The organism is Bacillus sp. 2175 (assembly GCF_057812155.1).
Window position 1 is genome coordinate 1,198,888 of record NZ_CM173819.1, and the last position, 24,849, is coordinate 1,223,736.

General features: G+C 35.9%; 27 protein-coding genes, 3 riboswitches and 2 other annotated features. Of the genes, 23 read left to right on the top strand and 4 right to left on the bottom strand.

Annotated features, from left to right (window positions below):
• Positions 1-32 precede the first annotated feature (32 nt).
• The 12 genes from ACXKY9_RS06535 (at position 33) to ACXKY9_RS06590 (ending at position 11,043) form a co-directional block, all read left to right on the top strand.
• Positions 33-428: a DUF3888 domain-containing protein gene (locus ACXKY9_RS06535; RefSeq protein ID WP_001228824.1), complete on the top strand. Its 396-nt coding sequence runs from the start codon at positions 33-35 to the stop codon at positions 426-428.
• 89 nt (positions 429-517) lie between these two features.
• A riboswitch (Lysine riboswitch) is annotated at positions 518-699 on the top strand.
• A gap of 180 nt (positions 700-879) precedes the next feature.
• Entirely contained in the window at positions 880-2,196 is a 1,317-nt protein-coding gene (lysA, locus tag ACXKY9_RS06540; RefSeq protein ID WP_000280652.1) for a diaminopimelate decarboxylase, read from the top strand.
• Between the two features lie 116 nt (positions 2,197-2,312).
• A riboswitch (SAM riboswitch) is annotated at positions 2,313-2,421 on the top strand.
• Between the two features lie 72 nt (positions 2,422-2,493).
• Complete coding sequence (locus ACXKY9_RS06545) at positions 2,494-2,637, top strand: YezD family protein (protein WP_000538896.1); 144 nt, start codon at positions 2,494-2,496, stop codon at positions 2,635-2,637.
• An 87-nt stretch (positions 2,638-2,724) separates the two neighbouring features.
• On the top strand, positions 2,725-3,429 hold the full coding sequence (locus tag ACXKY9_RS06550) for a phosphoadenylyl-sulfate reductase (protein ID WP_000959013.1): 705 nt from the start codon (positions 2,725-2,727) through the stop codon (positions 3,427-3,429).
• Between the two features lie 39 nt (positions 3,430-3,468).
• On the top strand, positions 3,469-4,605 hold the full coding sequence (gene sat / locus ACXKY9_RS06555; RefSeq protein ID WP_000029494.1) for a sulfate adenylyltransferase: 1,137 nt from the start codon (positions 3,469-3,471) through the stop codon (positions 4,603-4,605).
• 12 nt (positions 4,606-4,617) lie between these two features.
• Entirely contained in the window at positions 4,618-5,211 is a 594-nt protein-coding gene (cysC, locus tag ACXKY9_RS06560; RefSeq protein ID WP_000380499.1) for an adenylyl-sulfate kinase, read from the top strand.
• Positions 5,212-5,222: 11 nt separating this feature from the next.
• Positions 5,223-6,845 carry a nitrite/sulfite reductase gene (locus tag ACXKY9_RS06565; protein WP_000119612.1) on the top strand — a complete coding sequence of 541 codons (1,623 nt, stop codon included), beginning with the start codon at positions 5,223-5,225 and terminating at the stop codon, positions 6,843-6,845.
• A 10-nt stretch (positions 6,846-6,855) separates the two neighbouring features.
• On the top strand, positions 6,856-7,056 hold the full coding sequence (locus ACXKY9_RS06570) for a DUF3906 family protein (protein WP_000366915.1): 201 nt from the start codon (positions 6,856-6,858) through the stop codon (positions 7,054-7,056).
• Between the two features lie 84 nt (positions 7,057-7,140).
• Positions 7,141-7,917, top strand: coding sequence for a uroporphyrinogen-III C-methyltransferase (gene cobA / locus ACXKY9_RS06575; RefSeq protein ID WP_000521255.1), 777 nt, complete (start codon positions 7,141-7,143; stop codon positions 7,915-7,917).
• Position 7,918: 1 nt separating this feature from the next.
• Positions 7,919-8,674 carry a sirohydrochlorin chelatase gene (locus ACXKY9_RS06580; RefSeq protein WP_000648879.1) on the top strand — a complete coding sequence of 252 codons (756 nt, stop codon included), beginning with the start codon at positions 7,919-7,921 and terminating at the stop codon, positions 8,672-8,674.
• Positions 8,649-9,263 carry an NAD(P)-binding protein gene (locus tag ACXKY9_RS06585; RefSeq protein WP_000283355.1) on the top strand — a complete coding sequence of 205 codons (615 nt, stop codon included), beginning with the start codon at positions 8,649-8,651 and terminating at the stop codon, positions 9,261-9,263. The genes ACXKY9_RS06580 and ACXKY9_RS06585 overlap by 26 nt, the downstream gene beginning before the upstream one ends.
• Positions 9,264-9,327: 64 nt before the next feature.
• Positions 9,328-9,576 (top strand) — a binding site (T-box leader).
• A 111-nt stretch (positions 9,577-9,687) separates the two neighbouring features.
• Positions 9,688-11,043: a sodium-dependent transporter gene (locus ACXKY9_RS06590; protein ID WP_000665430.1), complete on the top strand. Its 1,356-nt coding sequence runs from the start codon at positions 9,688-9,690 to the stop codon at positions 11,041-11,043.
• 27 nt (positions 11,044-11,070) lie between these two features.
• Here ACXKY9_RS06590 and ACXKY9_RS06595 read toward each other — a convergent pair whose 3' ends face one another.
• A complete protein-coding gene (locus ACXKY9_RS06595) occupies positions 11,071-11,235 on the bottom strand; it encodes a hypothetical protein (protein ID WP_001096002.1) in 165 nt (54 codons plus the stop codon).
• Between the two features lie 101 nt (positions 11,236-11,336).
• Complete coding sequence (locus tag ACXKY9_RS06600) at positions 11,337-12,593, bottom strand: murein hydrolase activator EnvC family protein (RefSeq protein ID WP_000726080.1); 1,257 nt, start codon at positions 12,591-12,593, stop codon at positions 11,337-11,339.
• Positions 12,594-13,088: 495 nt separating this feature from the next.
• Between ACXKY9_RS06600 and gltP the strand changes: the two genes are divergently transcribed.
• The 9 genes from gltP to ACXKY9_RS06645 all read left to right on the top strand — a co-directional run bounded on the left by gltP (position 13,089) and on the right by ACXKY9_RS06645 (position 20,878).
• Positions 13,089-14,363, top strand: a complete 1,275-nt coding sequence (gltP, locus tag ACXKY9_RS06605; RefSeq protein WP_000821130.1) for a glutamate/aspartate:proton symporter GltP — start codon at positions 13,089-13,091, stop codon at positions 14,361-14,363.
• 68 nt (positions 14,364-14,431) lie between these two features.
• Positions 14,432-14,950, top strand: coding sequence for a ribonuclease FAU-1 family protein (locus tag ACXKY9_RS06610; protein WP_000824666.1), 519 nt, complete (start codon positions 14,432-14,434; stop codon positions 14,948-14,950).
• Between the two features lie 120 nt (positions 14,951-15,070).
• A riboswitch (SAM riboswitch) is annotated at positions 15,071-15,176 on the top strand.
• A 94-nt stretch (positions 15,177-15,270) separates the two neighbouring features.
• Positions 15,271-16,587, top strand: a complete 1,317-nt coding sequence (locus ACXKY9_RS06615; RefSeq protein ID WP_000665486.1) for a Na+/H+ antiporter NhaC family protein — start codon at positions 15,271-15,273, stop codon at positions 16,585-16,587.
• Positions 16,588-16,769: 182 nt separating this feature from the next.
• Positions 16,770-17,126, top strand: coding sequence for a lmo0954 family membrane protein (locus tag ACXKY9_RS06620; protein ID WP_000808641.1), 357 nt, complete (start codon positions 16,770-16,772; stop codon positions 17,124-17,126).
• A 47-nt stretch (positions 17,127-17,173) separates the two neighbouring features.
• Positions 17,174-17,836 carry a PspA/IM30 family protein gene (locus tag ACXKY9_RS06625; RefSeq protein ID WP_000814127.1) on the top strand — a complete coding sequence of 221 codons (663 nt, stop codon included), beginning with the start codon at positions 17,174-17,176 and terminating at the stop codon, positions 17,834-17,836.
• Between the two features lie 106 nt (positions 17,837-17,942).
• Positions 17,943-18,683, top strand: a complete 741-nt coding sequence (liaF, locus tag ACXKY9_RS06630) for a cell wall-active antibiotics response protein LiaF (RefSeq protein WP_000716097.1) — start codon at positions 17,943-17,945, stop codon at positions 18,681-18,683.
• Positions 18,683-19,738: a sensor histidine kinase gene (locus ACXKY9_RS06635; RefSeq protein ID WP_000744326.1), complete on the top strand. Its 1,056-nt coding sequence runs from the start codon at positions 18,683-18,685 to the stop codon at positions 19,736-19,738. Before liaF ends, ACXKY9_RS06635 begins: the two co-directional genes overlap by 1 nt.
• Complete coding sequence (locus tag ACXKY9_RS06640; RefSeq protein ID WP_000598713.1) at positions 19,735-20,367, top strand: response regulator; 633 nt, start codon at positions 19,735-19,737, stop codon at positions 20,365-20,367. The genes ACXKY9_RS06635 and ACXKY9_RS06640 overlap by 4 nt, the downstream gene beginning before the upstream one ends.
• A gap of 172 nt (positions 20,368-20,539) precedes the next feature.
• Positions 20,540-20,878 carry a DUF3922 domain-containing protein gene (locus tag ACXKY9_RS06645; RefSeq protein WP_002061028.1) on the top strand — a complete coding sequence of 113 codons (339 nt, stop codon included), beginning with the start codon at positions 20,540-20,542 and terminating at the stop codon, positions 20,876-20,878.
• A 24-nt stretch (positions 20,879-20,902) separates the two neighbouring features.
• Here the strand turns inward: ACXKY9_RS06645 and brnQ3 are convergent, their stop codons facing one another.
• The gene (gene brnQ3, locus ACXKY9_RS06650; RefSeq protein WP_001099144.1) at positions 20,903-22,258 is read right to left on the bottom strand and encodes a branched-chain amino acid transport system II carrier protein BrnQ3; all 1,356 of its coding nucleotides are present in this window, start codon (positions 22,256-22,258) and stop codon (positions 20,903-20,905) included.
• 56 nt (positions 22,259-22,314) lie between these two features.
• Positions 22,315-22,573: a binding site (T-box leader), on the bottom strand.
• 272 nt (positions 22,574-22,845) lie between these two features.
• Here brnQ3 and ACXKY9_RS06655 point away from each other — a divergent pair.
• Positions 22,846-23,055, top strand: a complete 210-nt coding sequence (locus ACXKY9_RS06655) for a hypothetical protein (RefSeq protein ID WP_000880630.1) — start codon at positions 22,846-22,848, stop codon at positions 23,053-23,055.
• A gap of 40 nt (positions 23,056-23,095) precedes the next feature.
• Here ACXKY9_RS06655 and ACXKY9_RS06660 read toward each other — a convergent pair whose 3' ends face one another.
• Positions 23,096-23,872 carry a class I SAM-dependent methyltransferase gene (locus tag ACXKY9_RS06660; RefSeq protein ID WP_000026273.1) on the bottom strand — a complete coding sequence of 259 codons (777 nt, stop codon included), beginning with the start codon at positions 23,870-23,872 and terminating at the stop codon, positions 23,096-23,098.
• Positions 23,873-23,980: 108 nt separating this feature from the next.
• Here ACXKY9_RS06660 and ACXKY9_RS06665 point away from each other — a divergent pair, with 108 nt between their 5' ends.
• A complete protein-coding gene (locus ACXKY9_RS06665) occupies positions 23,981-24,835 on the top strand; it encodes a YhfM domain-containing protein (RefSeq protein WP_000677070.1) in 855 nt (284 codons plus the stop codon).
• Positions 24,836-24,849: the final 14 nt, after the last annotated feature.

The following is a 24,849-nucleotide window of genomic DNA, read 5'->3' on the forward strand; positions in this document are numbered from 1 at the left end:
AGAAAGAATCGCGTGATAATACGGAGGTTATAATGCGAAAATTATTATATTTTATAGCATGCAGTAGTGTTATACTTTTTACTTCACCGAGTGTGTCGGTAGCCCAATATGATGCACCTCTTATGGAAGATGCACTTTATTCTGTTTTATTTCCAAAAATAAATAAAGCAATTGAAAAACAATATGGAAGTTTGAAACCTTATCAATGTCCTAAAATTATTAGTTTAAAAAAAGTGTATAGCGGTACATATTTATTTCAAGCAAGTATTGAAGTGACAAAGTATGAACGTGTTGCTGGGAAAATTGCTCCACCATTTGAGAAGGTAACGATTACATTTAATAACGAAGAAGGCGAATGGGAAGTAACAAAGGTATTAGTAAAGCGCTTACCAGACGATACGAAATTAAACTGCAAAAAAACAATATAAAAAATTGTTTGACAAATAAAATGGTCCTTTGGTATTGTTAATAGCAACAATTAGATGTTTGAAAATTAAATAGACTTACCTCATCTACTCTCAAAGGTAGAGGCCGCGATAGGAAAGAGTAAGCTATGGGAGATTTAATGGAATCTGTGATCATAGGTTGAAAGGGACTATTGCCGAAATATAAGAATAACCATCTTATTCATATATTGGGACTGCATTGAATAAATGTAGTACTGTCATAAGATTTATTTTATGGAGAGCTATTTGGAGATGTTGATGCGGTTTCTTATTTTGAGGAGATAACAACTCGTTTATTTTTTCAATATATATTTTTCCTAATAAGAAACGCGTGTGAACATTGTTCCGCGCGTTTTTTGTCTATCTAAAAGCGTGCTGCAATGAATAGAAGATTGGGGTTATGAGTTTTAGAGGAAATAAGGGAGGAATTTAAATGTATTTACACGGCACAAGCCGAATTAATGGGCAAGGACACTTAGAAATTGGAGGGTGCGATACGACGCAGCTAGCAAAGCAATACGGAACACCACTTTATGTATACGATGAAGAGTCTATTCGAGGAAAATGCCGAGCATTTCATCGTGCTTTTAAAGAAAGTGGTTTCTCTTATCAAGTAGCATATGCAAGCAAGGCGTTCTTGTGCATGGAGATGTGCCGAGTAGCTCGTGAAGAGAATATGTCATTAGACGTTGTCTCTGGGGGAGAATTATATACTGCGCTCCAAGCAGGATTTCCGGCATCACGTATTCATTTTCATGGAAATAATAAAACAGAAGAAGAAATAGTGATGGCTCTTCAGGCGAATATCGGTTGTTTTGTCGTAGATAATTTCTTTGAATTAGAAGTTTTACACGATTTAGCGATGCAACATGGAAAGTTTGTGAACATATTAATTCGTGTAACGCCTGGAGTAGAGGCGCACACACATGAATATATTACGACAGGCCAAGATGATTCGAAATTTGGATTTGGCGTTTCAAACGGTCAAGCGATGCAGGCAATTACATTTGCTTTACAAAAATCCAATTATAATGTGCTAGGGATCCATTCACATATTGGATCGCAAATATTTGAAACAGCTGGTTTTGTTCGAGCGATTGAAGTTCTTCGCCAATTTTTAGTAGAAGTGAGAGAGCAAACAAACTATGTAGTAAAAGTGTTAAATGTAGGCGGGGGATTTGGAATACGCTACACAGAGTCAGATACACCATTAACTCTTGAGACATATGTGCGAGCTGTAACAAGTGCAGTGAGAGAACAATTTACTGTATGTGAATATCCATTGCCAGAAATATGGATTGAACCAGGACGTAGCATTGTAGGTGATGCTGGGACAACAATTTATACAGTTGGATCTGTGAAAGATATTCCTGGTATTCGGAAATATGTATCAGTCGATGGTGGAATGACAGATAATTTAAGACCTGCTTTATATAGCGCGCGTTATGAAGCGATGTTAGCGAATCGAGGGAATGATGAGAATGAGGAACTCGTTTCGATTGCCGGGAAATGCTGTGAGAGTGGAGACATGTTGATTTGGGATATTCATTTACCAAAAGTCGCTTCTTCTGATTTACTAGCAGTTTCCTGTACAGGAGCATACGGGTACTCGATGGCGAATAATTACAATCGGATTCGAAGACCAGCCGTTGTCTTTGCAAAAGGCGGAACATCGCAAGTAGTTGTGGAACGCGAAACATATGAAAATATTATTGGGAACGATCGCATACGTATTAAAGAGCTTGTCTAAATAGAAAAAGGGGTTGTTCGGATGGGCAATTCCTTTTTTGTAAAAATAAAATAATTAAAATATATCGGAAAACTAGGATTGAAAAAAATCAGAATTATGATAAAATACAAATACAAAGCTTATCAAGAGAAGCGGAGGGAACTGGCCCGAAGAAGCTCGGCAACCTGCTTATAGAAAGCAAGGTGCTAAATCCAGCAAAATGGAATCCATTTTGAAAGATAAGGTAAAATATATTACCGAACAGTCTTTTCGAAATGGGAAAGATTTTTTTTATGAATAAAAAGGGGGGCTGTTCGCGTGGGTGTACGGGAACATTTTGATGAAGTATCCGAGAAGATTGAAGCGATGCTTGCTGATATGAAATATGGTTCAATTACAATTGTTGTGCAAGATGGAAAAGTAATTCAGTTAGAGAAAAGTGAAAAAGTACGTTTAAAGTGAAAAGCGCTGACTAGAAAAACTAGAGGCGGTTTTAACCTATTTTCATTAGGTTAAAACCGTCTTTTTGCTTTTACAGGGGGAAAAAACATGTTGACGTATGAAACGTGGGAAGAAAATGTTGTTTCGTTTTCGGAAGAAGATGAAACAAAAGGCGCGCTATCAGTATTAAAGTGGGCTTATAAAGAATATAAAGATGAAATCGTCTACGCATGTAGCTTTGGGGTGGAAGGTATGGTATTGCTGCACCTTATAAACCAAGTAAATCCATCTGCTAAAGTTGTATTTTTAGATACAAATGTTCATTTTCAAGAAACATATGAATTAATTCAAAAAGTGCGGAGGCGATTTCCTTCATTAAATATTATAGAAAAACAACCGGAACTTACGCTTGATGAACAAGAGAAGTTGCATGGCGAGAAATTATGGGAAAGTAATCCGAATCTTTGTTGTAAGATTAGAAAAATTTTACCGTTAGAAAAATCATTAGCAGCGGAAAAAGCGTGGATATCGGGCTTAAGAAGGGAACAATCAGAAACACGTAAGCATACAAAGTTTATAAATCAAGATCATCGTTTTCAATCTATTAAAGTTTGTCCACTCATTCATTGGACGTGGAAAGAAGTTTGGCGATATGTATACAAACATAGCTTGCCGTATAACCCGTTGCATGATGTTGGCTATCCAAGTATTGGGTGTGAGAAATGTACGTTACCTGTAGGGGATGGTGGCGATTCAAGAGATGGTAGATGGGCTGGGAAAGTGAAAACCGAATGTGGTCTTCATTACCAATAAGATGAATCTTGAAATAAAGCTAAGAGAGGATATAGAAAAATGAGCATAGTAAACGAATTAGTAAACCGTATAGATGAGACATATGACGTATCACAAATTGAAAAAGAAATTAAATTAGACAATATTGCGTTAAGTGATTTAGAACTATTGGCGACAGGTGGATATAGCCCCCTTACTGGTTTTTTAGGGAAGGAAGATTATGATTCAGTTGTAGAAACGCTTCGTTTAGCAAATGGTAGTGTGTGGAGTATACCGATTACATTACCGGTAACAGAAAAAGTCGCAGAAAGCCTGAAGGTTGGAGAGGAAGTAAAGCTTGTCAACAATGGAAATATATACGGTGTCATTCAAATAGAAGATATTTTTGTACCAGATAAAGAAAAAGAAGCGTTACTTGTATATAAAACAACGGATGAGGCTCATCCAGGAGTGAAAAAATTATATGAACGACCAAACGTTTACGTTGGAGGAACTATTATTCTAACAAAACGCTTTGAAAATAATCAATTTCCTTCTTATCATTTAGACCCAATTGAAACGAGGGAAGCATTTAAAAAACGTGGGTGGAAAACAGTGGTCGGATTTCAAACGAGAAACCCGGTACATCGTGCCCATGAGTATATTCAAAAATCTGCTCTTGAAATTGTAGATGGTCTCTTTTTAAATCCGCTCGTCGGAGAAACGAAATCGGATGATATTCCTGCTGATGTAAGAATGGAAAGCTATGAAGTACTTCTTCAAAAATATTATCCGAAAAATCGTGTCTTTTTAAGTGTATTTCCTGCTGCCATGCGTTACGCAGGACCAAGGGAAGCGATATTTCATGCGTTAGTAAGAAAGAATTTTGGATGTACCCACTTTATAGTAGGGCGTGATCATGCTGGAGTAGGAGATTATTACGGAACGTATGAAGCGCAAGAAATCTTCACAAATTTTACGATAGAAGAGTTAGGAATTACACCACTATTCTTTGAACATAGTTTTTACTGCACGAAATGTGAAGCGATGGCTTCAACGAAAACATGTCCGCACGGAAAAGAAGATCATGTTATTTTATCGGGTACGAAAGTAAGAGAATTATTAAGAAACGGTGAGATTCCGCCAAGTACATTTAGTCGTAAAGAAGTAGTGGAAGTGCTAATTAAAGGCTTGAAAAAAGAAGTAGTAACAGAATAGGGAGAGAACGAGATGGATACGAATATTACTTGGCATACAGCTTCGGTTTCAAAAGATGAGAGAAGAGTGAAGAATGGACATCATAGTTTTGTAATTTGGTTTACTGGTTTATCAGCTTCGGGTAAATCTACAGTAGCGAATGCGGTCGCTCGTAAACTGTTTGAAAAGAATATTGGAAATTATGTGCTGGATGGGGATAACATTCGCCACGGTTTAAATAAAGACTTAGGATTTTCTGAAAGTGATCGCATGGAAAATATAAGACGTATTGGCGAAGTGGCAAAGTTATTTGTAGATCAAGGAGCAGTTGTCCTTACAGCATTTATTTCACCATTTCGAGTAGACCGCAAACAAGTAAGAGATTTATTAGCGGCAGATGAATTTATTGAAATTTTTGTGAAGTGTCCGATTGAAGAGTGTGAGAAACGTGATCCGAAAGGACTTTATAAAAAGGCAAGAAAAGGTGATATTAAGGATTTCACAGGTATTGATTCGCCTTATGAAGAGCCAGAGCAAGCGGAATTAATTGTAGAAACGCACAAATATTCTATTGAAGAATGTGCAGAACAAATCGTGAAGTACTTACAAGAGCGTAGTTTTATATAGGGGGATAAACAATGAGTTATGAAAAAGTATGGGCTAACAATGAAAAATTAAATCAGACCGAGAAAAATAAATTAGAAAAAGATGGCTTAGAAATTTTTAATGATATTCCTTACTATGCGGAAAATGGTTTCGAATCTATTCCGAAAGAAGAGTGGGATGCCTTTAAATGGGCAGGCTTGTATTTACAAAGACCGAAAGAAGCTGGTTATTTTATGATGCGGGTAAATATTCCGTCAGGGATTATTACAAATGCACAGGCAGAAGTACTTGCTTCTATCGCTGAAGATTATGGACGTGATGTAATAGATATTACGACGAGACAGGCGATTCAGTTTCACTGGTTAGAAATTCAGCAAATTCCAGATATTTTTAAAAGGTTAGCAAGAGTTGGGTTATCTTCAGCGGGGGCTTGTGGTGATATAACGCGGAATATTACAGGTAATCCGCTTGCTGGCATTGATGCAAATGAACTATTTGATACAACGAATATTGTAAAAGAAGTATATGATTACTTCCAACATAATGAAGAGTTTTCTAACTTGCCACGTAAATTTAAAATGTCTATTAGTTCTAATATTTATAATTCAGCAAACGCAGAAATTAACTGTGTTGCATTTACGCCTGCAACGAAAGAAATAGATGGTGAGAAAAAAGTTGGTTTTCATATAAAAGTAGGTGGAGGATTATCAGCTCGACCGTATTTAGCTGATGAATTAGATGTATTCGTTTTACCAGAAGAAGTGAAGGCGGTGGCGATTGCGATTGCTACTATATTCCGTGATTTTGGATATCGTGAAAAACGTCATTTAGCTCGGTTGAAATTTCTTGTTGCGGACTGGGGAGCAGAGAAATTTAAAGAGAAACTAATAGAGTATACAGGGTCTTTACAAAGTAAAGGGGAAAGTGCATTCAAAGGATGGAATGCAGGCTATTTTTATGGTGTTCAAGACCAAAAACAAAAGGGATTAAAATATGTAGGTTTTAATGTACCGGTAGGTCGTTTACATGCAGAAGAAATGTTTGAGATTGCAAGAATCGCAAAGCAATATGGAAATGGACAAATTCGTACATGTAACTCGCAAAACTTCATTATTCCGAACGTTCCTCCGGAAAATGTAAAAGGATTACTTAGTGAACCGCTGTTTGAAGTGATATCTGCTAGCCCGAAATCATTTATTGGTCATGCGGTTTCATGTACCGGTATTGAATATTGTAATCTTGCACTAGTAGAAACGAAAGAAAGATTACGAAAAATTGCAGAATACTTAGATACACAAATTGCACTCGATGTTCCAGTTCGAATTCATATGGTAGGCTGCCCGAATTCATGTGGTCAACGTCAAATTGCTGACATTGGGTTACAAGGGGTGAAAATGAAGACGAAGGAAAAAGGCATTGTTGAAGCGTTTGAAATATACGTAGGTGGAACATTGTTAGATGGCGGTGCCTACAATCAAAAGTTAAAAGGAAAAATAGATGGCGAGGATCTACCTGATGTACTGGCATCATTTATAAGTTATTTCAAAGAGAATAAATTACCAGCCGAAACATTTTATGATTTTGTAGGTCGTATTGGTGTAGATACATTACAAATAGCGTTAAATAACGTGCTAGAAGAAGTAATAGCGTCTTAGGAGGGACGATATGGATTTATATCGATTTGAAGCTGTGTTAGTAAATAGTATTGTTCCGATTGTTGTTGTTGCTCAAAGTGAAGAACAGGCATTTAAGCTTGCGGAGATTGAGCTTGAAAAGCATTTTTTACCGTTGCCAGAGGTAAAAGAGATTTCTTTGTTTGAAAAAAAGAAGATTCGAAAAGGTGGGGCATTTGTTGTCCATGAGTAGAGATCAGTAATACGAAAAAATAAAAACTTCCATTCTTATATACGAATGGAAGTTTCATTTTAATAGAAGAAATGAGGAGAGATGATGGGAAAGGTTTATATTGTTGGAGCGGGTCCTGGCGATCCAGATTTAATTACTGTTAAAGGGTTGAAATGTATTGAGAAGGCAGATGTTATTTTATATGACCGACTTGTGAATAAAGAGCTGCTTTCACACGCAAAGCCTGACGCGGATTTAATTTATTGCGGAAAACTCCCGAATTATCACACGATGAAGCAAGAGACAATTAACACGTTTCTTATTAAGTATGCGAAAAAAGGAAAAGTTGTAACGAGACTTAAGGGCGGCGATCCATTTGTGTTTGGTAGAGGGGGAGAAGAAGCTGAAGCATTAGCAAAGCAAGGTGTACCATTTGAAATCATTCCTGGTATTTCAGCTGGAATAGCTGCTCCTGCTTATGCGGGCATTCCAGTGACGCACCGTGATGCAAGTGCAAGTTTTGCTATTGTGACTGGGCATAGGAAAGAAGGTGCTGAAGAAGAAGTGAAATGGGAGAGTTTAGCGAAAGGTGTAGAGACTTTAGCGGTATATATGGGGGTTAGTAATTTGCCCTACATATGTGAGCAACTTATGAAGCATGGAAAAGATAAAAGTACGCCAGCTGCTATTATTGAGCAGGGGACGACGTCTATGCAACGCACAGTTGTTGGAACGTTAGGGACAATTGTAGATGTTGCGAAAAAAGAGCAAATTCAAAATCCGAGCATGATTGTAATTGGAGAAGTTGTCCGTTTTAGAGAAAAAATTCATTGGTTTGAGAAGCAGACAGAAAATGCTTATCAAGTAAGTGGAGTGTTGTAAAATGAAAGCCGTCTTATATATATGTCATGGAAGTCGTTTGAAGACAGCGAAAGAAGAGGCGATTCAATTTATTACATCGTGTATGAACCGTATAGAAGCGACTATTCAAGAAGTTTGTTTTTTAGAGTTAGCGAATCCTTCTATTGAAGATGGTTTTCGTACATGTGTGGAGCGTGGGGCCACGGAGATTATTGCTATCCCTGTTTTTTTATTAGCGGCAGGTCATGTGAAGAAAGATATTCCGTGTGAATTGGTAAAGCTTAAGAATCAATATCCGAATGTTAAAGTGACTTATGGTAATCCGTTTGGTGTATCGGAAACACTTGTTAAATCGGTGTATAGCGGAAGTGGCATCGAACAGGAAGATAAAAATGAAGTGACGTTACTTCTCGTTGCAAGAGGGAGCAGTGATCCTGAAGTATTAAGAGATGTAAACTGGATTGCTTCTTTATTTCAAACAAAAGAGAAGGTTAAAAAAGTAGAAGTTTGTTATTTAGCGGCTGCAGAGCCAAAATTTGAGGAGAAGTTAAAGGAAGTTATAGAACGAAAAGAAAAGAACATCGTTGTACTGCCTTACTTGTTATTTACAGGTTTACTTATGAAACATATTGAGAAAGAAGTGCGCCAATATGAATTGGAAGAGATAAAAATCAGTCCATATTTAGGGAAGAATGAAGCGTTTCAAGATATGTTAATTCAGAAAACGACGGAGTTATTGAAAGGAGATCAGTATGTATCCACTTACAGTGCGAGTTAATGAGAAACGCGTTGTTGTTATTGGCGGGGGAAAAGTTGCAGGATTTAAAATTATTCCTTTACTCAAACAGGGTGCGGATATAGTTGTGATAAGTCCAGAATTAGATGCGAATTTAGTAAAACTTGTGGAAGAAAAGAAAATTCGTTGGTATCAAAGAGAATATGAAAAAAGTGATATTAAAAGTGCTTTTTTAGTTGTTGCAGCGAGTAGTGATTCAATATTAAATGAACAAGTTGCTGAAGATGCCGCTGAGAATCAATTAGTAAATGTTATTACAAATCCAGAAAGTGGTAATGTTCATTTTCCGGCAGCGATTCATCGTGGTTTACTTAATATAGCAGTTTCTACTGGGGGAGCGAGCCCGAAGCTCGCAAAAAAAATTCGAGATGATATTGCAAATAAATATGATGAGACATATGAATCGTATTTAGATTTTTTATATGAAGTAAGGTTGAAGTTAAAAGATTTACAGTTAGAAAAGAGGGAACGAAATATATTGCTCCAAGAAGTGTTGAAATCAGTATATGTGCAAAACGAGGGGAAAAGAGAAAGTTTTTTACGAGAATTAGAGGAAAAGATTTTAAAATAATAAAAGATAAAGTGCGCTTTACAAATATAAAAATATAATTTATAATCACAAGTAACTTCAATAGATGAAATCGATGAGCAAGAAGAGTACGTATATTTGATGCGTTCAGAGAGCTGGGGTTAGGTGGGAGCCCGGTACGATAAAATGTACAGAATGGGCTTGCGAGAGGTATGTTGAACATTGTAGTAGGCAACCCGGGTTCCGCCGTTAAAAGGATAGAGTATCGGAATTATTCCTGTACTTGAACAAGTGGGATTTATCAATCCAATTGAGGTGGTACCACGGTATTTACATTACATATATCGTCCTCTACATGCATATTTGCGTGTAGGGGACTTTTTTATTTTCTAAAGGAGGTGTGCGAGTATGAAATGAAAGTGTATAATTAACAAAAGTTTAAATATTCAGAAAAGGAGAATTTATGATGAAAGAAACACAGCAATGGACGTCGAAAATAGGCTTTGTACTCGCAGCAGCCGGAGCCGCAGTAGGTCTTGGTGCGATATGGAAATTTCCATATGTTGCAGGTAATGGCGGGGGAGGCGCATTCTTCCTTGTATTTTTACTATTAACTTTATTTATAGGTATGCCTCTTCTAATAGCGGAGTTTGTTATTGGACGTAGCACGCAAAAAGAGGCGGTTACAGCTTATAAAGTACTAGTGCCAAATAGCAAATTATATCCTTGGATTGGTCGTATGGGAGTTGTTACTTGTTTTAGTGTACTATCTTTTTATAGTGTTGTAGGTGGATGGATTTTACTTTATTTATATTATAGTGTGACAGGAAGTTTCTGGAATGGAGCAGCTGATTATGGACAATTGTTCGGTGAAACGATTTCAAATCCATTAAGTGCGATTGGAGCACAATTTATCTTTATGCTTTGTACGATTTTTGTTGTAAGTAAAGGTGTAGAGAAAGGTATAGAAAAGGCAAGTAAGTACATGATGCCGCTATTATTTATTTTATTTATTGCGATTATTGTTCGTGCGTTAACACTCGATGGTGCTTTTGCTGGAGTAGAGTTCTTCTTAAAGCCAGATTTTTCAAAGCTTACAGCAGATACGATTTTATACGCGATGGGACAATCTTTCTTCTCACTAACAGTAGGTGCCTCAGTAATGGTCACGTATAGTTCGTATTTAAAGAAAGAGGAACATTTAGCGAAATCAGCAACATCTATTGTAAGTTTAACTGTTTTTGTTACAGTACTTGCAGGATTAGCAATTTTCCCAGCGATTTTCGCATTAGGAGTAAAACCAACTGAAGGACCAGGATTACTGTTTATCGTCCTTCCAGCAGTATTTGCAAAAATACCATTTGGTCAATTTTTCTTTATTATGTTTTTAATTTTATTCTTCTTTGCGACTTTAACATCAGCAATTTCAATGCTTGAAATTGTAGTAGCATCTGTTGCGAAAGGTAATGAGAAGAAGCGTCCGTCAGCATCATTATTAATCGGTATTCTTATTTTTGCAGTCGGTATTCCATCAGCTTTATCATTTGGGATTATGAGTGACGTGAAAATATTCGGGAAAACATTCTTTGATTTAGTTGACTTTTCGGTAAGTAACGTATTGCTGCCGTTAGGAGTACTAGCTATTTCATTATTTGTACCAAATAAAATGAGTAAAGAGTTATTGATGAAAGAATTAGAAGTGACGGAAACGAAGGGGAAAACGTTATTTAACATTTGGTTCTTCTTACTTCGTTATGTTATTCCGGTAACTGTAATAATTGTATTTTTAAATGCGATAGGTGTATTTAAAATGTTTGCATAAAAAAAGGCGGGGATCTCCCGTCTTTTTTTATGTGGATGTTGATGAGTGTAATAAACGATTATATGCTTTATAGGCTGTAGTGACTGCAAGGAATGAACCGATTAAAAATAATACTGAGCCGCCAAATGTAAATATCCGGCCAATATACGTCTCTCTAGCTTCTTCTATTTTTTGTTGTAATTGCGTATTCATATTGATCACCCCGTAAACTATAGGCATTTAGTTATAGTCTATGTAGAATGCCTATATTGTGTGAAGTGTAAATAAAAAACCTCGGTAGGCACCGAGGTTTTTTATAATCCGATATAAGGAGATGGGTCAACTGCGTTTGTCTTGCCGACATTCCATTCTCCAAGATGAAGTTCGAAGTGTAAATGTTGTCCGTATGATTGGCCCGTGTTTCCCATAAATCCAAGCTGATCGCCTTGTTTTACAGTTTGTCCATTCGATACAGAACGGCTATTCATATGAGCATATACTGTCGTATATGTTTTTCCGTTTATACGGTGAGATAAATACACTACGTTTCCGTAACTAGATGATAATTCTGAACGAATAACAACGCCATCTGCAGCGGCGATAATTGGAACCGTTCCCGAAGCAGCGATGTCAATTCCTTTATGGTTATCTAAAGAACGTACACCAAATCCGGAAGTTTTTGATCCAGCTGCTGGTTTGATAAAGCCACCGATGTTTGTATCATGTGGTGTTGGGGCCGCTTGAGTTGCTTGAGCAGATTTAGTAGCTTGTTGTTTGCGAGCCTCTTCTGCCTGGCGAGCTTCTTCGGCCCGTTTTTCTTCTTCAATTGCTTTTTGAACAGCTTGACGTTGATTTTCTAAAATGCCTTTGGATTCTTCTAATCCTTCAATCTCTGAATCTACTTTTGCTACTTTCGTATGTAGATCGTTAATAAGAGTTTGTTGCTGTTGTTGGTTATTTTGTAATTCTTGCTGTTTTTGTTCTAGTTTTTGCTCAGATTCTTTCAGTTGTTGTTCTTTTTTCTCAACAGCCTCTTTTTCTGACGTTACAGCATTTTGATCAGATGTTTGTTTTTTTACAATATCTGTATCGTTGTTTAATATTAAACTTACGGAGTACATATTATCAACAAGATCGGCAATATTTGAAGAATTTGTTAGTACCTCTGTAATGATATTTGTACGAGGTTTTTCTTGCATAGATTGTAATCGTTGTTTAATAACTTCCTGACGTGTATCTATGTTTGTTTGTAATTGTTCTATATGTTTCTTTTTGTCAGCAATTACTTGTTGAGTTTTGCTAATTTCTTTTTTTGTATCGTTTAATTCAGCTTCGTTTTTATTAATAGAAGTAGTTAATTCATCAATTTTCTTCTGTAATTCTTGAATTTCTTTTTCTATTTGTTCTTTCTCGACTGATTTATTTTGTAAGTCACTTTGTTTGCCTTCTAATTCAGATTGAATGTTAGATAATTTATCTTGATTTGTTTCAGCGTATACGGGTGAAAGTAACGGGGAAGCAAAAATCGTTCCTGCTGCTAAAACACTAAACGCTGCAAATTTCTTTTTCATAGTTGTCTGACTCCTTTCTCTATGAATGTTATATATCATAAGAAGAAGAGTGTCTATCGTTGTAATCATAATGTAAAGAAAACTTTATAAAATTGCTAAGTTTTGTCGGAATTTATCATTTTTCAACTGTAATTGTCATAGTACATACATTTTATTCATATGTGTAACAAAGGTATATTTTGGAATTAATCTGTAAAATGAAGAAGGAAAGTAATCGTTTTTATGAGGTGAAATATTACTTGGAAAGCTAATAAAACACTAGTGAGGAATCGTTCTCATGTTAGGTTTTCTGACATGGGTCTGCTTTTTGTCAAGAAAATTATTTGTGTTCGGGCAAAGTTATTTTGTTGTCAGATTTAAATTTTTGATTTATGATTTTTAACAGGGACAAAATGTAGTGAATTGTCGAATAATATGTAATACTCTTAATTTCTTAGTTTTATAGAGATAGAATGAGAGATAGAGTGACACATCGAAGAGGGGGTTACAACAAATATGAAAAGAATAGGACTTGCATGGCAAATATTAATAGGGCTTGCGCTTGGTATTGCGGTTGGGGCGATTTTCTTTGATAATCCAGCTGTTGTGAAGTACTTACAACCAATTGGTGATATTTTCATCCGATTAATTAAAATGATTGTTGTACCGATTGTTGTAGCAAGTATTGTTGTTGGGGTTGCTGGTGTTGGCGATGTTAAAAAACTAGGTCGACTAGGCGGAAAAACAATTCTTTACTTTGAAATTATTACAACAATTGCAATTATTGTTGGTCTATTAATAGCGAATATTTTCCAACCAGGAAAAGGCGTAAATATGGAGCAGTTAACAAAGACAGATATTTCGAAATATACACATACGACAGAGCAAGTACAAAGTCATTCATTTGCAGATACATTTGTAAATATTGTTCCAACGAACATTATGAAGTCGTTAGCTGACGGAGATATGCTTGCTATTATCTTCTTCTCTGTACTATTTGGTTTAGGTGTAGCAGCAATTGGTGAAAGAGGAAGACCAGTTCTTCAATTTTTCCAAGGTGTAGCTGACGCAATGTTTTACGTAACAAACCAAGTTATGAAATTTGCACCATTTGGTGTGTTTGCACTAATTGGTGTTACAGTTTCTACATTTGGTCTTGCTTCATTAATTCCATTAGGGAAATTACTAATTGTCGTATATGGGGCAATGATCTTCTTCGTCGTAGTTGTCTTAGGCCTTACAGCGAAAATATTTGGAATTAACATTTTCCAATTCTTTAAGATTTTAAAAGACGAGCTGATCTTAGCGTATTCTACAGCAAGCTCAGAAACAGTTTTACCAAAAATCATGGAGAAAATGGAGAAATTCGGTTGTCCGAAAGCAATTACATCTTTCGTTATTCCGACAGGTTATTCATTTAACTTAGATGGATCAACTTTATATCAAGCAATTGCGGCTATTTTCTTAGCGCAAATGTACGGTATTGATTTATCTATTACACAACAAATTACATTATTGCTTGTATTAATGGTTACATCAAAAGGTATCGCAGGTGTACCGGGCGTATCATTCGTTGTATTATTAGCGACACTTGGTACAGTAGGTATTCCACCTGAAGGCTTAGCGTTCATTGCTGGTATTGACCGTATTTTAGATATGGCTCGTACAGCAGTTAACGTTGTAGGAAACTCTTTAGCAGCTGTAGTTATGTCTAAGTGGGAAGGTCAATATGACGCTGAAAAAGGACAAGCTTATTTAAAAGAGATTTCTGAAAAGGGTCAAGCGGCTTAATTATAATATGAACAAGCTCTCACATAATATGTGGGAGCTTTTCTGTATATAGAAGAGGAGCAGACATAATGAAACGTAAATATGGTGACGGTTCTTCGTGGAAGAGGCTAATAGAAAAGAGTTATACGGTTAAGCAAGTGGAAGAGGGAATGCTCGGAATACTGGATATAAAAAAGGTGAGAGAGCCTAGTTGTAAAGAATATGATGGTGAAGAACTTTGTATTGCAGCGGATCAGTATACGTGGGTTCAATATTTTATAGAAGGGAAAAACTTTGCGATTACCGCTATGTTAGATGATCAGAAAAAATTAGTGCAATATTATATCGATGTGGCGAAAGAATATAAAATAGACGATCGTGGTTTACCGTATTTTGATGATTTATATTTAGATGTAGTATTATTACCTAGCGGTAAGGTGTATGTATTAGATGAAGAGGAGCTAGAGGATGCTTATAAAAGTGTCGATGTCACGAAGGAAGAGTATGAGTTAGCTTGGTACACTACGAAATGGATATTAGCAGCAATAAAAAATAATGAATTTTATTGGATTTCAATGTTGAAAGAAGAAATAGAAAAGTTAAAATGATTGTTGTATTCGAATTTTTGTATAATTACCAAAAAAATCTATACAAAAAATAATTGACTTTTGTTTTGTAAGCGAGTAAAGTTAGGAAAGAAATTATTATTAAAAAATAAATATGAAACCTTCTTATAAAGAGAGGCGGAGGGACTGGCCCTACGATGCCTCGGCAGCGGACTCGATTTCAGAGTGCTGTGCCAAATCCAGCAAGCGTGTGCTTGAAAGATGAGAAGAGTGTTTCTTATAGATGTATAAGACCTCTTCTCATCGGAAGAGGTCTTTTGTTATTCATTAGAAAAAGGTTGAAACTAGGGAGAGATGATACTTTGAAAGAAACGAGAGGAAATGGTTTAGCTTTATTACCACTTGGGATATTTTTGGCGCTATTTATTGGTTCTGGAATTATTACAGGTGATTTCTATAAATTGCCGATACTTGTAGCGATCTCAATTGCTGTAGGAGTCGCTTTAATGATGAATCGTAAAGAAAGTTTTAATGTGAAAGTAGAGCGGTTCGCTAAAGGTGCAGGAAATCCGGATATTATGATTATGGTATTAATTTTTGTGCTTGCAGGTGCATTTTCTGAAACTGCTAAAGGAATGGGCGGAGTAGACTCAACTGTTAATTTAGCATTAACTATTTTACCGCCAGGATTTATCGTAGCTGGAATCTTTGTTATTGGTGCATTTATTTCATTAGCGATGGGAACTTCAATGGGAACAATTGCAGCATTAGCGCCGATTGCTGTAGGTATTAGTGGTCAAACTGATATCTCAATTGCGCTTGCAATGGCTACTGTTGTTGGCGGAGCGATGTTTGGTGATAATTTATCATTTATTTCAGATACAACAATCGCAGCTGTTCGTTCACAAGGAACAGAAATGAAAGATAAGTTTAAAACGAACTTTTTAATTGTGTTACCAGCGGCTATTATTACAATTGTACTATTAGTAATAGTTACTTCAGGGAGTGACACGCAGATTAAAGCACATAGCTTTGATTGGATAAAGATTTTACCGTACGCAGGAGTACTAATTACAGCGCTACTTGGCTGGAATGTACTTATTGTATTAACTGGTGGAACTGTACTATCTGGTGTTATCGGTCTTATAGATGGAAGTTACACGTTAGAAAGTTTCTTTAAAAGTGTAACGACTGGAATGGGCGGTATGATGGAGTTAGTATTACTTGCTATATTAATTGGCGGTATGGTTGAATTAATCCAATATAATGGTGGTATTCAATATTTAATGAATGTATTAACACGTAATATTCGTTCGAAAAAAGGAGCGGAATTTGGTATTGCTGGTTTAGTGAGTATGACGAATATGTGTACAGCGAATAATACGATTTCAATTATTTTTACAGGCCCGCTTGCAAAAAATATTGCAGATCAATATGAAATAGACCCTCGTAAATCAGCGAGTGTATTAGATCTTTTCTCATGTTGTGTGCAAGGATTAATTCCGTACGGTGCCCAAATGTTAACGGCAGCAGGATTTGCAGCGTTATCTCCAGTTGAATTGTTACCGTATGCGTTTTATCCAATTTTAGTTGGAGTATGTGGGATTGTTTCTATTTTAATTGGGTTTCCAAGGTTTTCGAAAGTAGCTAAGAAAAAAGAGTATCATAAAACTGCTTAATTTAATATGAATGTTAGTAATTAAAAAAAGTGCAGAGAATAGACTCTGCACTTTTTTTTTGCGTAAAGGGCTGAATATGACTCGGTCTTAAGTCTGAGTTAAAAACGGTTCTTAAGCTCGTTATGGAAAGATGAAAAAATAGTTAAGATAAGAGTATCAAATCGAAGGGAGGCAAGCACAAGATGAAACAATTTCTAGCGTTTATCGCAGCCGGTATTTTGGCTTTAATTGCTCTTGGTAGTCTTGCTGGTATTGTAGGATTCGCAATCGGAGCAGGAGTTGTATATTGGAGCTATAAATCATTTGTGCGAGCTAAATCATTTTTTGGAAAGTTAGCTTGGGGTATTGTTGGTTTAATCGGTTTATCCATTGCACTTTCTCATTCGCCAGCATTAATCGGTATCGCTGCTTTAGTGGTTTTATACTACGGATACCGTGAGTGGAAAAAAGAAAAAGATGTAGTTGTTGAATCTGCTCCAGAAAGTTCTAAATCATATAGCAACTTTGAAGATGAGTGGAACAAATTAATGAAAAACTAAAACAATAAATCAAATTATAATTAAAGTAGAAGAGAGGAAGATTTATAATGAAACAATCTTTATTCGGACGTGTACGCGATGCAATTTTAGCTGATTTTCATAACGTGTTAGATGAGAAGGAAAGAAAAAATCCAATTGCGATGTTAAACCAATATTTACGTGATAGTGAGCGTGAAATAACAAAAATTGAGAAGTTAATTGAGCGTCATAAAACATTAAAATCTAACTTTGCTCGTGAGCTTGAGCAAGCACGTTATTTCGTTAATAAAAGATCAAAGCAAGCTATCATTGCTCAAGAAGCAGGTGAATTACAATTGCACGAACGTGCGTTAGAAGAGGTAGCTTATTATGAAGGGCAAGTAACTCGATTAGAAGAAATGTATGCAGGTGTTGTAGAGCAAATTGATGAGTTAGAGCGTCGTCTTTCTGAAATGAAAAATAAATTAAAAGAAATGCACGCAAAGCGTATGGAACTAATGGCACGTGAAAATATGGCACATGCAAATCGTCGTATGAATACTGCGATGCATAAAATGGATGAAAATAATCCATTCTTACGATTTGAAGAGATTGAAGATCATATTCGTGACTTAGAAACTCGTATGAATGAAGAGCATGAGCGTGACACATTTGATATGAAAATTGCAAAACTTGAGCGTGAAATGAAAGAAAAGAATGATGTATCGTTAACGAAAGAGTTAACAAAATAATAGTAGTATATTATAAAACAGGCTTATGATATAGTGATAGGAGAAAAGGTGTTGGAAAGCAATGCCTTTTCTTCTATGTATATGTGACAAGAAGGGGGGAGCTGAAATGAAGAAACATTTTTCAAAGACACAATTAATGGGGATGCTCCTCATCATATTTGGGTTCGGTCTTTTTCTTGATATGATACTTGGACATTTTGAACCAGGTGGTCTCATTTTTGCATTTATTATGCTTATGTTTGGAAGGCATTATCGTAAAAAGAATCGTTATGTACGGGGAAATGTATTTTTATTTGTTGGTGGTATCGTATTTTTATTCTTCTTATTTTCATCAGCAGCATTTGTTCTTGTCGTATTTGCTTGTTTAGCTTTAATTGGTTATCAATTGATTCAACAAGGGCATCAGCAAAAAGCAATGAAGGTTGAAATTAAAGAAAAAGGGATGATAGACGAAGAGAAGCAAATATATCGTACAGAACCATATTTAAAAAATATGTTTGTAGGCAATGTGCGAATGATGGATCATATTTATGAACTTGAGGATATTAATGTTCAATATGGTGCTTGTGATGTGGAAATAGATTTAACAACTGCTATGATTCCAGAAGGGGAAACGGTAATTGTTATTCGAGGTGTCGTTGGTAATATTCGTTTATATGTGCCATATGATATTGAACTTTCTTTAAATCATTCTGTTATTGTCGGGCGTGTGCTCTTGCCAGGTTATGAAGAGACAGGGTTTAACCGCAATGTTACATTTAGAACAGAGCAGTATAAAGAGGCTCCTCGACGTATTAAAATTATTTCTTCGCTTGTCGTAGGCGACACGGAAGTGAGGAAAGTATAATGAAGAAACAAAAAAATATTTCGTGGATGTATATTCGTTATTCTATGTTGTCCTCTGTTAGTATCGCACTCATTTGTACAATTGTATATGTATGGAAAAGCGAGCAACAAGTGTATGATTTATTATGGAAGGAATCCATCGCTTCTGTTCCAATTGGCTTGTTTATTATGACTACAAGTTTACTTATCGGGGGAATTGTAGGATATGCAATCGGTTACTATATAGAGCAGCGTATACAAGGATTAAATACGTTTCTATTTGAAGTAGAGCGAGGGAATTTTCCGAGCGATGTTTCGTTTACTGCAGATGATGAATTTCATGAAGTGGAACGAAAAGTAATCGTTCTGGCTCGTCGATTAGAGGAGCAAGCTGGACTCTTTCAAAAAGTAACGAATGAACGAGCTCATTGGAATGAAGAGATGAGACAAGAAGCGATTTCTCAAGAAAGGCATCGTTTAGCAAGGGAGTTGCATGATTCAGTAAGTCAGCAGCTTTTCGCAATGTCGATGATGATGTCAGCGATTAATGAACAAATAACTGAATTTCCAGATGTGACAAAAAAACAATTGCAACTTGTTGAAAATATGGTTGTAAATGCTCAATCAGAAATGAGAGCATTGCTCCTTCATTTACGTCCTGTACAATTGGAAGGTAAGAAACTGACAGAAGGTATAGAGGAATTATTAACGGAATTATCGCGAAAACAACATATGAAAATTGAATGGCTTATTGAGCCAATAGAATTAAAAAAAGGTGTAGAAGATCATTTATTCCGTATTGTGCAAGAGGCGCTATCAAACACGTTGCGACACGCGAAGGCAAAGAAAACAGAAGTGCGCCTTCGAAAAATTGATCAATATGCGATTTTAAAAATCATTGATGACGGCGTTGGGTTTGAAGTAGGGGTTAATAAGGCTGGTTCATATGGCCTAAGATCGATGCAAGAGCGTGTTCATGAAATTGGTGGGACACTTAAGGTACTTAGTTTCCCGGCCAAAGGTACACAAATAGAAGTAAAAGTACCGATTATGATTGAGAGAGGGGGAGAAGTATGATAAAAGTATTGCTTGTCGATGATCATGAAATGGTTCGTATGGGTGTATCGGCATATTTATCTACACAGCCAGATATTGAAGTAGTAGGGGAAGCTGAGAATGGAAGAAAAGGATCACAATTAGCATTGCAATTAAGGCCGGATATTATTTTAATGGACCTTGTTATGGATGAGATGGACGGTGTCGAAGCAACACGCGCTATTATTCAAGAATGGCCAGAAGCAAAAATTGTAGTTGTAACAAGCTTTTTAGATGACGAAAAATTGTATCCTGTTATTGAGGCTGGGGCGACCAGCTACTTATTAAAAACATCAAGAGCAAGTGATATTGCTGATGCTGTACGAGCTACTTATGATGGAGAAACAGTATTAGAGCCGAAAGTTACCGGGAAAATGATGTCCCGTATGCGTCAAAAGAAAGAGCAACCTTTGCATGATGATTTAACGGAAAGAGAGTTTGAGATTTTGTTATTAATTGCAGAGGGAAAAAGTAATCAAGAGATTGCGGACGAGTTATTTATTGCACTGAAAACGGTAAAGACACATGTGAGTAATATATTAAATAAATTGAATGTAAGTGACCGTACTCAGGCGGTTATTTATGCATTTAGGCATCAATTAACGAAGTGATAAAGTGAAACTTTAATCAGTGGGAGGTTGTTCCTCTCCCACTGATTATCAGCCCTCACCAATCGGGCTTTTACGGGCAGTTAATGCGGGATAAAGTGAAACTTTAATTGGCGGGGAATTCCTCGCTGATTATTGGCTCGATACAATATAGATTTGGTGTTAAAACAATTGAATGTTTTTATTGACGATAAATAATGTAAGCGTTATCATTGAGGTGTTAACAGTACATATAAAGGGGAGAATGTATATGTTAGTTCAAACTATATTCGGAATGGATAAGTCTAAAAAATTAGGGGATTATGTGAACGCATTACAAGCGCTTTGTGAACAATATAATGTTGAAACAGATAAAATTGCGATTATTGAGGCAACAGAGGAATACTATTTATTTTTAGTAAAGCAAGAAGAGCACTATGATGTTGTCAAGGTAGAAACAGTTGATACGAATATTGAATATTATACGAAGGCTTATAAAATAAGCAGTTTTAATCATACTGCGTATCAAATGTAAAAAAACTCCCTTTTGGGAGTTTTTTTAGGAGGCTTTTACTTCGTGAGATTCGGTTACTAATGGAACTTTTTTCGTACCGCTTAACTTAGCCATTGCAAGACCAATAAGAGCTCCTGCTAATGCTGGTATTAGCCAACCGATTCCTTCATTATATAAAGGGATAAATTCAAAATATGGTGTGATAAATGAAACTGAAATACCACCTTGTTTTAATCCATCAAATACGCTCACTACAGCTGCTCCAATTAAAGCACCTACATAAACAGAGCGATATCCACCGAAGTATTTATGAAGCAATGATAGTAGTACGAGTACAATCGCAATTGGATACACAACAAGTAGAATTGGAACAGAGATTGCGATAATTTTCGTTAAACCTAAGTTGGCAACTAGTAATCCTAATGCGCAAATGATACTCGCGAACGTTTTGTATGAAAATGTAGTCAATAATGTTGAAAAATATTGGCTGCACGCAGATACGAGTCCAACGCATGTCGTTAAACAAGCGAGTGTAACGATAAGAGATAATAGGAGCAAACCGTATGGACCGAATAATTGTTGTACGATAACAGTAAGTAGCTGTCCGCCATTTTTTGCATATCCGAGCGAGACGCTAGTTGCCCCAAGCCAGCCGAGTGCACCGTATACAAGTACGAGCCCTGTAGAGGCAATAAGCCCTGCTTTTGCTGTGGCGATGGCAATGGACTTACGATCATTCACACCTTTAGAGCGAATTGCATTTACAACGATAATTCCGAATGCAAGTGCTGAAATAGTGTCCATTGTTAAGTAGCCTTCCATAAAGCCTTTGAAGATTGGAGAAGTTTGATACTCTTGCATTGCTGGTCCTGATTGCCCAAGTGGTGTAAATACACTTTTAACAAACAATAAGAAAATAGAGAGTAATAAAATAGGTGTTAATACATTTCCAATACGATCAACAAGTTTAGATGGATTCAAACTCAGCCAAAATACGATAGTAAAGAAGATGATTGTATATACAAATAGCACTAGGCTGCTAGAGCGGATTGTTTCTGGTAAGAAAGAACTAACACCCATTTCATAAGCGACATTTGCAACACGTGGGATGCCCATAGATGGACCGATAGCAATGTATACAATTACTGTAAAGAAAATTCCGAATAATGGATGAACATGACTTGCAAGTTGCTGCATTCCATTTCCAGATAGAGAAATTGCGATAACAGTTAGTAGTGGTAAGCCAACTCCTGTTAGTAAAAATCCAATCATTGCTGGCCAAAAGTTTTCACCTGCATTTTGGCCAAGCATGGGAGGGAAAATTAAATTACCTGCCCCAAAAAATAAAGAAAATAGCATAAGACCCGTGAAAAAAATATGTTTTTTTGATACAGTGTTCATTGTTTTTCCTCCTTTTTTAAATTCATTTGTAAGAACACAAAAAACTCGTCCCTAAAGAAAGGGACGAGTTATATTTACCCGCGATACCACCCTAATTTACACATGTAGAAATAAATCTATATGTATACGGCTTTGCAACGTACAACATGATACGTGTTCCTTGTAACGGGGGACGGCCGGTAAGAACTTACTGTAACATTCGGTTCTACTTCTCGGAGATGATTTTCGGTTACGCGCTGAACGTTGGCTTTCAGCAAATCGCCAACTCTCTGGGGAACAGTTCTATAACGTACTCGTTCTCGTCAATGAATTTTTATTCAAGTATTCTGACAGTATTGTTGCATGTTTTTTTTAGAAAGTCAATATGTTTTTTGAAAGATATATTTATATACGGAAATATCGAAAGTGATATTCGTTGTTGTAAAGGAAATGATGAATTGTAAAATGGGAGTGGAAATTTGCGGAGAATTGTAAATTTTATAGAGAAAATTGATATTTATAGGAGTGAAGAAGGGATTGTTTGAATTTATAGAGAATAATACAACAATCCACTTGCTGGAAAGAACAAACCAAAAGAGGTGACTGAAATGCTTGCGATGGGAGTATTATTTGGCATTATTGCTATAATTGGTTTTATGTGGTTATATTATTCGCGTTCGTTTAAACAAGCAGAAGTTTTACTCTTTCAAAAAGGTAGTTTGTTGACAAATCAGTCTAGATATTTAGTATGTCCGAAGTGTGGAAGTGCACAGGCCAGAAGTGGAGGATATCAAGAGTGTTGCAAAATTAGATTATGAAAGAAAGGAAGCCTCACATTATTTTGTGAGGCTTCCTTCCTTACAACTTCATGGCGCTCCAAATTGTCCATCGATCTCTTTCAATAATAGGAGAGACGTTTTGTAATGCGGTCTGTATATGTTGTAGAAGTTGAGAAAGTTCATCATCTGTTAACTCATATAGAATGGATCGACCTGTTCGAGGAGATAAATCTTGCAATAATGTTTCTACAGAATCATGTATTTTTCGTATTTCCCATTGTGTTTGTGTGGGAAGTACATGAAGAGAATGTTTTTGTAATTCTGTCTGTATAGTGTTGGTTTTTGGACGTCTTTTTGACTCTATTTCAATAAGTTTTGGAAATAGAGAGAAAAAATATCCGCGAATGTGTTCGGGACTTCCTGGAATTGTACAATCTTCAATTGTTCGATCTTGTAAAATAAGTACACCGTTTTTATTTAATATACGAGAAGCTTCACGTAAAAATGTAGGAATGTCTTGTAAATGATGAATAACTGCACGCGAAATAACTATGTCGAATGTTTCATTAGGGTATGGGATATTATGTGCATCACCGTGGATGAATGAAATGTTTGAAAAGTTGTTACAATTTTCTTTTGCAGCTTGTAATATTTCTTTTGAAAAATCAAGTCCCACAACATTATTGGCTCCCATAAGAGCGAATTCTTTCGTATAAATCCCACCACCACAGCCGATATCAATTATTTGCTTGTTTTGTATTTCTGTAATGTTTTTTACCATTTCAGCCCAAGAAATATGAGCGTTTCTTGTTGCATATGTGTACTTATTATTTTCATCATGAAAATTAATGGACATGATAAAGACCTCCTTTCAATGATTAGTATAGCGTATTTAATAGGATGTCACGTTTTTGTTTTATGTATGAAGATTATAAGGATTTCTTATCGTAAGAGGAGGATTAATTTGAAAGGGAAATATGTATTGGTGTTGTTGTTTGTTATGTTACTAGCAGCTTGTGGTCAAGTTGAACCGAAAAAAGAAACAAAAAAAGTAGAAGAGACGGTGAATGAAGTGAAAGAAACAATAGGGGTAACCGTTTTACAAAAAAAACATAAAGAGAAAAAGTTGCAGGAATCAGAAGCGAAGTTAGTAATAGACATTTTGAATAAAGCTGAGAAACAAGAAATAACAGGAAGCTTCGGTGAACCTGAATATGAAATACAAATTAGTAGAGATGGGAAAAAAGAAACTTATTATGCATGGTTAAGGGGAGAAGATAGACGAGGATGGGTGCAATATAAGAAAGCTATGTATATGTTGAATGAAAAAGATACGGAAAAGCTTTTGGATATATTTCCAAATGTCTCAGAACAAAAAGAAGATGAGATGCAGGTAAGCCCTTTAACGGAAGTAACAAAAAAAGATTTGCAGATTACCGCGTTTCATATTAAAACAGGCGATCAAAACGTGAATTATACGGTACGGTATACGATTTCACAATCACTATACAATAAGTTAGTGAAGGAGCAAGAATATTATTTGCAACTCAATTTTCCAGAAAAAGTTCAAAAATTAATTGGAGCAAAAGAGAGTGAAATGATTTTAGGTGAAAAAGTAAAGGAAGGGTATAAGCAATATGAATTACATGCTACTGTTCCGATAAAAAGCGCTTCAGAATCACAATTAAAATCATTAGAAACATATTACGAAAGTTATGATTTGAAAATATTAAACAGTAAAAAAGAAAAAATAGGTGTGTTTCAAAATATAATTCAGATTGTTAAAGATTATGGTGAAAAAATGAATTTTCAAAGATAAAGTGAGACTTTAAT

Excerpts from the sequence above, each read along its gene's own strand:
- ACXKY9_RS06535 (WP_001228824.1), top strand. The coding sequence starts at position 33 with ATGCGAAAATTATTATATTTTATAGCATGCAGTAGTGTTATACTTTTT.
- lysA (WP_000280652.1), top strand. The coding sequence starts at position 880 with ATGTATTTACACGGCACAAGCCGAATTAATGGGCAAGGACACTTAGAA.
- ACXKY9_RS06550 (WP_000959013.1), top strand. The coding sequence starts at position 2,725 with ATGTTGACGTATGAAACGTGGGAAGAAAATGTTGTTTCGTTTTCGGAA.
- sat (WP_000029494.1), top strand. The coding sequence starts at position 3,469 with ATGAGCATAGTAAACGAATTAGTAAACCGTATAGATGAGACATATGAC.
- cysC (WP_000380499.1), top strand. The coding sequence starts at position 4,618 with ATGGATACGAATATTACTTGGCATACAGCTTCGGTTTCAAAAGATGAG.
- ACXKY9_RS06565 (WP_000119612.1), top strand. The coding sequence starts at position 5,223 with ATGAGTTATGAAAAAGTATGGGCTAACAATGAAAAATTAAATCAGACC.
- ACXKY9_RS06570 (WP_000366915.1), top strand. The coding sequence starts at position 6,856 with ATGGATTTATATCGATTTGAAGCTGTGTTAGTAAATAGTATTGTTCCG.
- cobA (WP_000521255.1), top strand. The coding sequence starts at position 7,141 with ATGGGAAAGGTTTATATTGTTGGAGCGGGTCCTGGCGATCCAGATTTA.
- ACXKY9_RS06580 (WP_000648879.1), top strand. The coding sequence starts at position 7,919 with ATGAAAGCCGTCTTATATATATGTCATGGAAGTCGTTTGAAGACAGCG.
- ACXKY9_RS06585 (WP_000283355.1), top strand. The coding sequence starts at position 8,649 with ATGTATCCACTTACAGTGCGAGTTAATGAGAAACGCGTTGTTGTTATT.
- ACXKY9_RS06590 (WP_000665430.1), top strand. The coding sequence starts at position 9,688 with ATGAAAGAAACACAGCAATGGACGTCGAAAATAGGCTTTGTACTCGCA.
- ACXKY9_RS06595 (WP_001096002.1), bottom strand. The coding sequence starts at position 11,235 with ATGAATACGCAATTACAACAAAAAATAGAAGAAGCTAGAGAGACGTAT.
- ACXKY9_RS06600 (WP_000726080.1), bottom strand. The coding sequence starts at position 12,593 with ATGAAAAAGAAATTTGCAGCGTTTAGTGTTTTAGCAGCAGGAACGATT.
- gltP (WP_000821130.1), top strand. The coding sequence starts at position 13,089 with ATGAAAAGAATAGGACTTGCATGGCAAATATTAATAGGGCTTGCGCTT.
- ACXKY9_RS06610 (WP_000824666.1), top strand. The coding sequence starts at position 14,432 with ATGAAACGTAAATATGGTGACGGTTCTTCGTGGAAGAGGCTAATAGAA.
- ACXKY9_RS06620 (WP_000808641.1), top strand. The coding sequence starts at position 16,770 with ATGAAACAATTTCTAGCGTTTATCGCAGCCGGTATTTTGGCTTTAATT.
- ACXKY9_RS06625 (WP_000814127.1), top strand. The coding sequence starts at position 17,174 with ATGAAACAATCTTTATTCGGACGTGTACGCGATGCAATTTTAGCTGAT.
- liaF (WP_000716097.1), top strand. The coding sequence starts at position 17,943 with ATGAAGAAACATTTTTCAAAGACACAATTAATGGGGATGCTCCTCATC.
- ACXKY9_RS06635 (WP_000744326.1), top strand. The coding sequence starts at position 18,683 with ATGAAGAAACAAAAAAATATTTCGTGGATGTATATTCGTTATTCTATG.
- ACXKY9_RS06640 (WP_000598713.1), top strand. The coding sequence starts at position 19,735 with ATGATAAAAGTATTGCTTGTCGATGATCATGAAATGGTTCGTATGGGT.
- ACXKY9_RS06645 (WP_002061028.1), top strand. The coding sequence starts at position 20,540 with ATGTTTTTATTGACGATAAATAATGTAAGCGTTATCATTGAGGTGTTA.
- brnQ3 (WP_001099144.1), bottom strand. The coding sequence starts at position 22,258 with ATGAACACTGTATCAAAAAAACATATTTTTTTCACGGGTCTTATGCTA.
- ACXKY9_RS06655 (WP_000880630.1), top strand. The coding sequence starts at position 22,846 with ATGCTTGCGATGGGAGTATTATTTGGCATTATTGCTATAATTGGTTTT.
- ACXKY9_RS06660 (WP_000026273.1), bottom strand. The coding sequence starts at position 23,872 with ATGTCCATTAATTTTCATGATGAAAATAATAAGTACACATATGCAACA.